This is a genomic window from Streptomyces sp. NPDC057638, assembly GCF_042800315.1.
GTDB lineage: Bacteria > Actinomycetota > Actinomycetes > Streptomycetales > Streptomycetaceae > Streptomyces.
The window spans coordinates 1-9811 of record NZ_JBHVHF010000299.1; the positions used below are offsets into that span (position 1 = coordinate 1).

General features: G+C 72.8%; 10 protein-coding genes. 4 read left to right on the forward strand and 6 right to left on the reverse strand.

What is annotated here, in order from left to right:
• From ACFVIM_RS28795 to ACFVIM_RS28820, 6 genes are all read right to left on the reverse strand, one after another.
• Window positions 1–613 (reverse strand): TetR/AcrR family transcriptional regulator (locus ACFVIM_RS28795; RefSeq protein ID WP_384307264.1); only part of this gene is annotated, 613 nt, incomplete at its 3' end.
• Window positions 614–799: 186 nt separating this feature from the next.
• Window positions 800–1519 carry a phosphatase PAP2 family protein gene (locus ACFVIM_RS28800; protein ID WP_384307266.1) on the reverse strand — a complete coding sequence of 240 codons (720 nt, stop codon included), beginning with the start codon at window positions 1517–1519 and terminating at the stop codon, window positions 800–802.
• A gap of 73 nt (window positions 1520–1592) precedes the next feature.
• Window positions 1593–2531 (reverse strand): M56 family metallopeptidase, encoded by a 939-nt coding sequence (locus tag ACFVIM_RS28805; RefSeq protein ID WP_384307269.1) that lies wholly within the window; start codon window positions 2529–2531, stop codon window positions 1593–1595.
• Window positions 2532–2674: 143 nt separating this feature from the next.
• The gene (locus ACFVIM_RS28810) at window positions 2675–3274 is read right to left on the reverse strand and encodes a DUF5134 domain-containing protein (protein WP_384307272.1); all 600 of its coding nucleotides are present in this window, start codon (window positions 3272–3274) and stop codon (window positions 2675–2677) included.
• 159 nt (window positions 3275–3433) lie between these two features.
• Window positions 3434–3823 carry a VOC family protein gene (locus tag ACFVIM_RS28815; RefSeq protein ID WP_384307274.1) on the reverse strand — a complete coding sequence of 130 codons (390 nt, stop codon included), beginning with the start codon at window positions 3821–3823 and terminating at the stop codon, window positions 3434–3436.
• 215 nt (window positions 3824–4038) lie between these two features.
• Complete coding sequence (locus ACFVIM_RS28820) at window positions 4039–4722, reverse strand: glycerophosphodiester phosphodiesterase (RefSeq protein ID WP_384307277.1); 684 nt, start codon at window positions 4720–4722, stop codon at window positions 4039–4041.
• 336 nt (window positions 4723–5058) lie between these two features.
• Between ACFVIM_RS28820 and ACFVIM_RS28825 the strand changes: the two genes are divergently transcribed.
• From ACFVIM_RS28825 to ACFVIM_RS28840, 4 genes are all read left to right on the forward strand, one after another.
• Window positions 5059–6036 (forward strand): alpha/beta hydrolase, encoded by a 978-nt coding sequence (locus ACFVIM_RS28825; protein ID WP_384307279.1) that lies wholly within the window; start codon window positions 5059–5061, stop codon window positions 6034–6036.
• Between the two features lie 428 nt (window positions 6037–6464).
• Entirely contained in the window at window positions 6465–7898 is a 1434-nt protein-coding gene (locus ACFVIM_RS28830; protein WP_384307284.1) for a DUF6421 family protein, read from the forward strand.
• Window positions 7899–7924: 26 nt separating this feature from the next.
• Window positions 7925–8677: an SDR family NAD(P)-dependent oxidoreductase gene (locus ACFVIM_RS28835; protein ID WP_384307286.1), complete on the forward strand. Its 753-nt coding sequence runs from the start codon at window positions 7925–7927 to the stop codon at window positions 8675–8677.
• Complete coding sequence (locus ACFVIM_RS28840) at window positions 8656–9753, forward strand: threonine aldolase family protein (RefSeq protein ID WP_384307289.1); 1098 nt, start codon at window positions 8656–8658, stop codon at window positions 9751–9753. Before ACFVIM_RS28835 ends, ACFVIM_RS28840 begins: the two co-directional genes overlap by 22 nt.
• Window positions 9754–9811 lie beyond the last annotated feature (58 nt).

A 9811-nucleotide genomic window follows, 5' to 3' on the forward strand; every position in this document is an offset into this window, starting at 1 on the left:
GGCCGCCCTCGGGCGGGCGGCCCACCGGCGGGCGGCCCAACTCCCACTCCAGCCCATAGCGCTGGAACAGCTCCGCCCGCAGCCGGGACAGGGGCATCGGCGCCCCCGGCAGCAGGATCGCGAAAACCGCCCCCATCAGCAGGGCCCTCAGCATCGGATAGTCGGTGTCGACCTGCCCGGAGCCATAGCGCTCCATCGCGCTCCGCAGCAGGACCGCCAGCCGCTGCTGTTCCGGGCACTGGACGAACCCCTCCGCCTGGAGCACACCCGACATATGAGTCCGCATCAGCCGGGGATGGTCCACGGCCAGACCCAGGACGGCGTCGATCGCCCGTGCCAGCAGCTCCCGGCCGTCGGCGGCCTGGGGATCCCGTGCCAGCGCCGCCTCCAGTGTGCGGTGCATCAGCCGGTGTACGGCCGACTGGAAGAGCTGCCGCTTGCCCGGGAAGTAGTACGAGACCAGCCCGCGCGCCGAGCCCGCCCGGCGGGCGATGTCGGCCAGCGTGGTGGCCTCGTATCCATGCTCGTCCACCAGGTCCACGGTCGCCTGGAGCAGCCGGTCACGGGAACGCCGACGCATCTCTTCATTGACCGACGGGCTCCGCGGGGACATGCTTGACTCCTGCGTTGACTGGCTCCGGGCCAATATACTCAGCGCGACCCGTCACCAGGCGTCAGACGCCGCGCCGACGGGGTCACTGCCCCGGACCGGGCGACGCGGGGGATCGCCCGGCCCGGGGTGGTGCGTTCCCCGCCCCGGATCCGTGCCTCCCTCCGCTGAGCGCTTCCCGTCCGGGCCTCAGGTCCCCCCGGCGCCGGAGCCCACCCGGAGCCGCTCGCCGTGCCGGTGCGCCGCGGCCCTCTCGTACACCGCGATGGCGAGGACCACCCAGCAGGCCCCCATCAGCCACCCCGCCAGCACATCGGTGGGCCAGTGCACCCCGAGGTAGATCCGGGTCAGGCCCGCGCCCGCGACGGAGACCACGGCGACGGCGACGGCCAGTCGCCAGGCGGGACCGGTGACGCCGTGGCGGCGCAGCAGCCACAGCAGCACCCCACAGCAGAACGTCGCCGACATCGCGTGGCCCGAGGGGAGGGCCGCGAGGTTCGCGGAGTCCACCGGGTCGGGCCAGACGGGCCGCTCCCGTCCCACCCACGACTTCAGACCCGTCTGGAGCGCGGTTCCCAGGGCGGTGGTGACGGCGGCCCACACGGCCAGCGCGACCTCACGCCGCCACAGCAGCCAGACGACGGCCACGGCGACCAGCGCCCGCATCGTCCAGGGATCCCAGAACCAGTCGGTGAGGACGCGGTTGGCCTGAACCAGTCCGGGCTGCTCCACCGCCTTCCGGTGCAGCGCCCGCGCGAGGGAGCGGTCGAAGGAGATCAACGGGGACCACGCGACCACCACGAGCACCAGTAACAGGGCGGAGAGCGCCCCCAGCGCGGCACCCACCCGGGCGGGCAGGCGCCAGGCGCGGTCGGAGGTCGGGGCTGTGGTCGGGCGAGGTCGGCTCATGCGCAGATCCTCCCCGGGGACTCCGTACCTATGGCGGTAATCGGCCGGTACGGAGGAGAGCGGGCCGCGCGGGTCAGCCGAGTGCGCGCAACGCTGGGACGAACGCCACCGCCACCGGGACGACCGGGACCAGCGCCGCGGCCGCCGTCAGCCGCAGCCGGTGCACCGCCGGAAGCCGGGGGGTGGCGGCCAGCAGCCGGTTCACCCGTTGCGGAAGGTGCGCGTCGGGGGCGGGACAGGGGCCGAACACTCCACGGTCCTCGTTCAGCTCCACCAGCGCCAGCGCGATCGTCAGCCGTCCGAAGCGCTTGGAGGCCACATCGTCGGCGGCCAGCTCCACCAGCCGGTGCATCTCGTCCCGGAACGCGGCGAAGACCGGGAGCTGCGGAAAGCCGTTGGCCAGCGCGGACGAGCAGTGCAGCAGCCAGTCGTGGCGGGCCCGCGCGTGCCCCTGCTCATGGGCGAGCACCGCGTCGAGCTGACGCCCCTTCAGCCGTCGCAGCGCGGCGGTGGTGATGACCAGCCGGGCCGCCGGGCCCGGCAGCCACCAGGCGTCCGCCCGCTCGCCCTCCAGTACCACCAGCCGGTCACCGCTGGCGGGGGTCTCGCCCGGCAGCAGTGGGGCGCGGACCAGCAGTTCCGCGCGCCGTGCCGCGCGCCGTGCCCGGGCGTCCCGGATCTCGCGGGTGAGCATGGCGAGCGTCCACAGCCCGCCGCAGGCGAGCAGCACCGCGAGGACGGCGGGCCACGCCTCGTCGTTCCCCAGCGCGTACGCCTCCATCACGCCATGCGGCGCGGGCGCGAAGACATGCCCGCGCACCAGCTGCCAGGCAGCCGCCGCGCTGAACGTCATCGACAGCGTGAACGACAGCAGCACCGCCGCCACCACGCACTGCCACACCCACAGGGCCACGATCGGCTCCCGTTCCGGCCACGGGGCGCGCGAGACCAGTCGTGGCGCCACGACGGCGGCCAGGACACCCAGCGACAGCAGCACGAGGGAGACCAACATGTGATCAGCCTATGAGTCGTCGGTCACTCATCGGTATGTCGGGGTGGGGCAAGTGACGCAGGACACGTTTACGCGCCGTGATCGCGCCGTTCCGGCGTGTCAGAGGGGTGGCGGAAACAGGACAGAGGGGCAGCAGAGGGACGTCAGAGGGTGGCGAGCATCGCCAGCATCGCGATCCCCATCGCCACCTGGCAGGCCGTGGCCATCCCGCCATGACCGCCGTCGGCGGGGGCGGGGACGGGGAGGTCGGAGAGGTAGGGACGGTCCGCCGCCACGGTCCGGCCCGGCGGGCTGACGGGCAGCAGCCGCACCCCCGAGCGCAGGATGTACACGCCGTAATACAGGAGCAGCGCGGCCGTCACGGCGGGCACCCCGGCCGGGGCGGACACCGCGTGGCCTGCGTGGCCCCCGGGCGCGGGCCCGGACATCGCCACGGCCATATAGACCATCGCCAGCGAACCGACGAGGTGGTGCAGCCGGTGGCCGGGGTCCTGGCCGAGGGGCAGGAGCGCGGTCAGCGCGGTGGCGCCGAAGACCACCGCGTACACCAGCCAGCTCCAGCGCGGTGGCGCGAGCGCGGACGCGGGCACCGCCATCGCCGCCATCGCGAACGCCATGAGGGCCTCGCCGCCCGCCTCCCGGCGCGGGCCGCCGCGATGGCCCCGCATCCGTACCAGGCAGTGGACGCCGGTGGTCGCGCACAGGGTGACGAGCAGCCAGCCGGGCAGGGTGGATCCGTGCACCGCGCACCTCTCCTTCGAGCCGTCGACGCGGGGCGGAGCGGTGGCTCCGCCGACGCTCGGGCGGGCCGAGGGGTCGATGCCCGCCGTCGGCGGGGCGCACGCGAGCGCACGGAGGTGTACGGGGAGCACACCGGGCGCCGGGGGTGCGAACCCCGGAGGTCAGGGCCGGTAGCGCAGCGGATGGTCGGCGGGCGTCTCGACGATGGCGATGCGATGGCCGTCCGGGTCGGCGATCCACATCTCGATCAGGCCCCAGGGCTCGCGTACGGGGGGCCGCAGGATCTCCGCGCCCTTCGCGCTGAGCTCGGTGTGGGCGGCGGCCACGTCCTCCACCTGGAACCAGAGTTCGAGCTGGGAGGGGGCGGAGGTCTCGGCGCGGCCGGAGACCTCCAGGAAGCCGCCACCGAGGAAGTAGACGGTGCCCCACTCGTCCGCGCCGGTACGGAACTCGCGGAAGACGGGGAGCGCGAGGGTATGGCCGTAGAACTGGCGGGAGCGCTCGGGATCGGTGGGGCGGACCAGGATTCGGCTGCTCAGCACATGCACCATGACCGCACTCTAATTCGCCCCCCTGTCACCTGGTCCACCCCGCGTCCGGTACGCGGGCGCCGGGCCTCGGGGAGACCGGGGAGGTTGTCGCGACGGTGGCCGCGTCCGGTACGCGGGTGGCGGGCGCCGGGCGCCGGGTGCCGGGTGCCGGGTGCCGGTACAGGGCCGGAGCGCGGGCACCGGACGCGGGTGCCGGTACCGGGCCGGAGCGCGGGCTACGCGGTGAAGCGGCCCGTGCGCCGGATCTCGGGGTAGTCCGTGGTCGCGCCGTCCAGTTCCAGCGCCCGCACCAGCCGCAGGTGCTCCGGGGTGTTCACCACCCAGCCGATCACCGCCACTCCCTCGCCGTGCGCGTGCTCCACCGTCTCCAGGGTCAGCCGCCGGATGCCGAGCGCCAGCGTCCCCGCCCCCACCGCCTTGGCCCGGTCGACGATGTCCTCGCCCCAGCGGCCGGCGATCAGTACCGTCCGTACGCCCGGTACCAGGGCCGCGATCTCCGCCACCGCGTCGTCCTGGAAGGAGGAGACGGTGACCCGGGGAACCAGATCACGGCGGACCATCAGGTCCGCGAGCACCCGGGCCGCCGCCACGTCCTTGATCTCGGCCTGGAGCGGGGAGCGCACCGCCTCCAGCACCTCCTCGAAGACCGGCACCCGCTCGCCGCGGCCGGCGTCCAGTTCCCGCAGCTCGGCGAGGGTCTTGTCGGCGACGGGCCCCCGGCCGTCGGTGGTGCGGTCGACGTCGGCGTCGTGCATGACGATGAGCGCGCCGTCCTTGCTGAGGTGCAGATCGAGCTCGATGGCGTCCATCCCGGCCCGCTCGGCCCGGACGAAGGAGCGCAAGGTGTTCTCCGGCTCGACGCCCATGACCCCGCGATGACCGATGGTGAGGAAAGTCAAGATTCTCCCGCTTCCGTCGACGGCGGCTCCAGCGCGGCGCGGACCGACGGTGCCGCGCGGCACCCCCGACCCTAGTGGCCGGTGCCGGTTCGGGAGCTGAGCGCAACGCCCCGACATCCCGTTACTCCAGGGGGAGTTGGGGTCTGTGGGAATGGTGGGACATCACCCGACCGTGGGCGTGCCCGTCCGGACTTGACGTCCCGCGCCGGAACCGATGGCATCCGGCCTGATCGGGTGCGATCGGGACCGGAAGTCCTGCGGTGCGCGGCGGCGAAAGCGGCCATGATTTCGCGAAGTTGTTGCCACAGGCGACTGATGTGATCGAGGAGGGGCCCGGTGAGCGGGACGGACGGGCTGGCGCCCGAGGTGCGGGAGTACGTCAACGCGATGGCGGCGGTCTTCCCCGACGTCGGGGGGACGGTGACCGACCCGGTGGAGGCACGGCGGATGCTCGACGCGATCGTGGTGCCGTTCCCCCGGGGCAAGGTCGGTTCCGTCGCCGACCGGACGATCCCGGGCCCCCGGGACGCGCCGGAGCTGCCGGTGAGGATCTACCGGCCGTCGTCCGCCGGCGGTGGCGCCCGGCCGACCGTGGTCTTCTTCCACGGCGGGGGCTGGGTACTCGGCGGCCTGGAGAGCCATGACCGGCTCTGCCGCCAGATCTGCCGGGACGCGGACGCCGTGGTCGTCGCGGTGGCCTACCGGCTGGCCCCCGAGGCCCGCTGCCCGGCCCAGGTCGAGGACGCCTACGCGGCGGTCAGCTGGGCCGCGGACCACCTGGCCGAACTGGGCGGGGAACACGGCGCCCTGGTGGTGGCCGGGGACAGCGCCGGGGGGAACCTGGCCACCTGCTCCACCCTGCTGGCCCGGGAGCGCGGCGGGCCCGCGCTCGCCCTCCAGGTGCTGATCTACCCGTGCACCGACGCCGCGCTGGACACCGCCTCCCACCGCCGCAACGGGCACGGCTACTACCTCACCCAGCGCCATATGCGCTGGTTCCGGGAGCAGTACCTGGGCCCCGGCGGTGACCACCCCCTGGCCTCGCCGCTCCGCGCCGATCTCACCCGGCTGCCTCCGGCGCATGTGGTCACGGCGGGCTGTGACCCGGTCTGCGACGAGGGGCGGGCGTACGCGGCGAAGCTGAAGGACGCCGGGGTGCCGGTCACCGAGGACCACTATCCGCGGATGTTCCACGGCTTCCTGGCCCTGGCCAACGCGGTGGACGACGCGCGGGAGGCGCTGGCGGGTGTGGCGGGGGCGATAGCGGGCAGTGGCGAGCCATGGGGCGGGCCGCTGGGCGGGATGACCACCTGACGCGGCGCGGGGTTTCCGGGTGGCCGCCGCGGGGGCGCGGGGCAGGGTGCTCCGTACGGCGTGTGGCCGGGAGCGGGCGTACGGCGTGGGCGCGGGCGTACGGCGTGTGACCGGGAGCGGGCGTACGGCGTGGGAGCGGGCGCGGGCCCCGGCGCCCGTACCGCCCCGCGCGCCGGTCCGTACCGACCCGCCGCGCCCCGGGCGGCCCGGCACCGGACACCGTCCCCTGGCGCCGCGGGCCCTCACCTCCGGGCCCGGCGCCGGACACCGTGCGTCAGACCGAAGGGCCTTGTGTCGTACGGAGGAGAACCGGAAACCTTTCGGTGATCATGCGACTGCGCAGGATAATTTCCCATGCCCCACTTGTCTCGGGGATTGCCACATGGATACGGTGTCTTGACGCGAGGTTCTCCCGTGGAGGAAGTGACATGACGGAAATTCTTGTGCAGGGCGCCACCGTGGCGGCCATATCCGACGACCCCCGAGTCGTGGACCACCCGGCCTGGCCGACGCTCAAGAAGGCCGTCGAGGAGATCCGGCCGTGGCAGTCCGCCGACGGCTCGATCGACTTCGACGCCGAAGGCGCCCCCGACCGCGCCACCGTCGACGCCGTGATCGACCGGATCGTGGACGCGGTCGAGCGGCTCTCCCCGCTGCTCCCCCACGACGCCGGATACCACCGCGCCCTCGTCGCCGATCTGCGCGCCTGGGCCGACGGCGCCTTCGACGTGCCGGACTTCCTGGACTCGCTGCTGGCCTTCCAGCCCGCCGCCAACCGCGCCGACGGCCTCCAGCATCTCGTCGTCTTCCCGATGTACACGCAGAACGGCAACCCGGACCGCAATCTGGAGGCCGTCGTCCTGCGCATGGTCTGGCCCGACTGGCTGGCCGAGCTGGAGCGCACCCGCTACGACAACCCGCTCTTCTGCGGGATCACCTTCGAGGACTTCACCGCCGGGTACGACACGAACTCCGCCGTCCTCTTCCCCGAGACCATCGCCGTCCGCGAGGCCCCCGAGCGCTTCACCTGGGGCGGCATCTTCTGTGACCGCGAGGCCGCCCGCTTCCGCGCCGTGACCTCCGCCGCCGTCGACGTCCTCGGTCTGGAGCTGCCCGCCGACATCCAGGAGATGGTCGGCGACCAGAAGCGCTGCGAGGAGGCGTTCGTCCTCTGGGACATGGTCCACGACCGCACCCACAGCCACGGCGACCTGCCGTTCGACCCCTTCATGATCAAGCAGCGCCAGCCGTTCTGGATGTACGGGCTGGAGGAGCTGCGCTGCGACCTCACCGCCTTCAAGGAGGCCGTGCGGCTGGAGGCCGACGGCTTCCCGCAGGGCCGTGACGTCCAGTACGCGGTGCTCTTCGACCGGATGTTCCGCTTCCCGGTCACCGGTGAGCGCGTGCGCAACTACGACGGTCTCGGCGGCCAGCTGCTCTTCGCCTACCTCCACAAGCACGACGTCCTGCGCTGGACGGACAACACGCTGAAGATCGACTGGGAGCGCGCCCCGCGGCTCACCAACCAGCTCTGCGCCGAGATCGAGAAGCTCTACCGCGACGGCATCGACCGCCCCAAGCTGGTCCACTGGCTCGCCGCGTACGACCTGGTCGCGACCTACCTCTCCCCGCACCCCGGCTCCCGCTGGGCCAAGGGCCCCGAGGCCCTGGACCTCTCCCAGCCGCCGCGCAAACTGGTGGACGACGTGCTTCCGGACGAGTTTCCGCTCAGCATGTTCTATGAGGCGCTCTCCAAGAAGCTCAAGAAGGTGATCGCCGCCACCAAGGGCATCACCGCGGCGGGCCCCGTGGCCCCGGTAGCGGCGTCGGGGACTTCTGGGACTTCCAGGGCGGCATCGTGAGCGTACGGACACAGGAGGCGACGACCATGACCAACGAAGGCGGAGCGCTGGAGGGCGCCGTGATCGCGGTCGCCGGGGCGGCGGGCCCCGCCGGGCGCGCGGCCCTGCTGCGGCTGGCCGAGGCGGGCGCGACCGTCGTGGGGGCGGACGCGGATCCCGAGCGGCTGGCCTCGGCGGTCGACGCCGCCCGGTACGCCCACGGCGGCGCCACCGTCACCGGGGACACCGTCGATCTGCTCGACCTCGCCGCCACCCGTGAGTGGGCGCACAAGATCGAGAAGGACTTCGGCCGGATCGACGGACTGGTCCACCTCGTCGGCGGCTGGCGCGGCAGCTCCTCCTTCGCCGCCACCGAGATCGCCGACTGGGACCTGCTGGAGCGGCTGCTCATCCGTACCGTCCAGCACACCTCGCTCGCCTTCCACGACGGACTGCTCCGCAGCGACCGTGGACGGTATGTGCTGATCAGTGCCGCCGGGGCGAGCAAGCCCACGGCGGGCAACGCCGCCTACTCCGCCGCCAAGGCCGCCGCCGAGGCGTGGACGCTCGCCCTCGGCGACGGTTTCCGCAAGGCGGGGGGCGAGGAGGGCGCGCGCACGGCGGCTGCCATCCTGGTGGTGAAAGCCCTGGTACACGACGCCATGCGCGCCGAACGCCCGAACGCGAAGTTCGCGGGCTTCACCGATGTGACCGAACTGGCCGACGCCATCGCCGGAGTATGGGACCGGCCCGCCGAGGAAGTGAATGGACAGCGCCTGTGGCTGACGCCCCAACCGTAAAACCCGCCCCGACGGTCACGACGGCGGCCCGGCGCCACCACGACCCGGACGTCCGCGGTTTCGCCAGTGACAACTACGCCGGGGCCCACCCGGAGGTCCTCGCCGCGCTCTCCCTCGCCAACGGCGGCCACCAGGCCGCCTACGGCGAGGACGCGTACACCGAGCACCTTCAGCGGATCTTCCACAGCCACTTCGGGGCCACCGCCGAGACCTTCCCGGTCTTCAACGGCACCGGCGCCAACGTCACCGCCCTCCAGGCGCTGACCGACCGCTGGGGCGCCGTGATCTGCGCCCAGACCGCGCACATCAACGTCGACGAGGGCGGCGCCCCGGAGCGGATGGGCGGGCTGAAGCTGCTCACCGTCCCCACCCCCGACGGCAAGCTCACTCCCGAGCTGATCGACCGTGAGGCATGGGGCTGGGACGACGAGCACCGGGCGATGCCCCAGGTCGTCTCGATCACCCAGAACACCGAACTCGGCACCGTCTACACCCCCGCGGAGGTCCGGGCGATCGTCGAGCACGCCCACGAGCGCGGTATGAAGGTCCATCTCGACGGCGCCCGCATCGCCAACGCGGCCGCCTCGCTCGACGTGCCCATGCGCGCCTTCACCAACGCCGTCGGCGTCGATCTGATCACCTTCGGCGGTACCAAGAACGGCATGGTGTTCGGCGAGGCGATCGTCGTCCTCAACCCGGACGCGGTCAGCCATATGAAGCATCTGCGCAAGATGTCGATGCAGCTCGCCTCGAAGATGCGGTTCGTCTCGGTGCAGTTCGAGGCGCTGCTCGCCCGCGATCTGTGGCTGCGTAACGCCCGTCACGCCAACGCGATGGCCCAGCGCCTGGCCGCCGGGGTCCGCCATGTCGACGGGGTGGAGATCCTCCACGCCGTCCAGGCCAACGCGGTCTTCGCCCGCCTCCCGCACGAGGTGACGCGCCGCCTCCAGGAGCGCTTCCGCTTCTACTTCTGGGACGAGGCGGCCGGTGACGTCCGCTGGATGTGCTCCTTCGACACCACCGAGGACGACGTGGACGCCTTCGTCCAGGCCCTCAAGGAGGAGATGGCGGCCTAGCCGAGGCCCCCGAAACGGCCCTCGATGTGACGCGCGGCCCCCGGAGCATGTCTCCGGG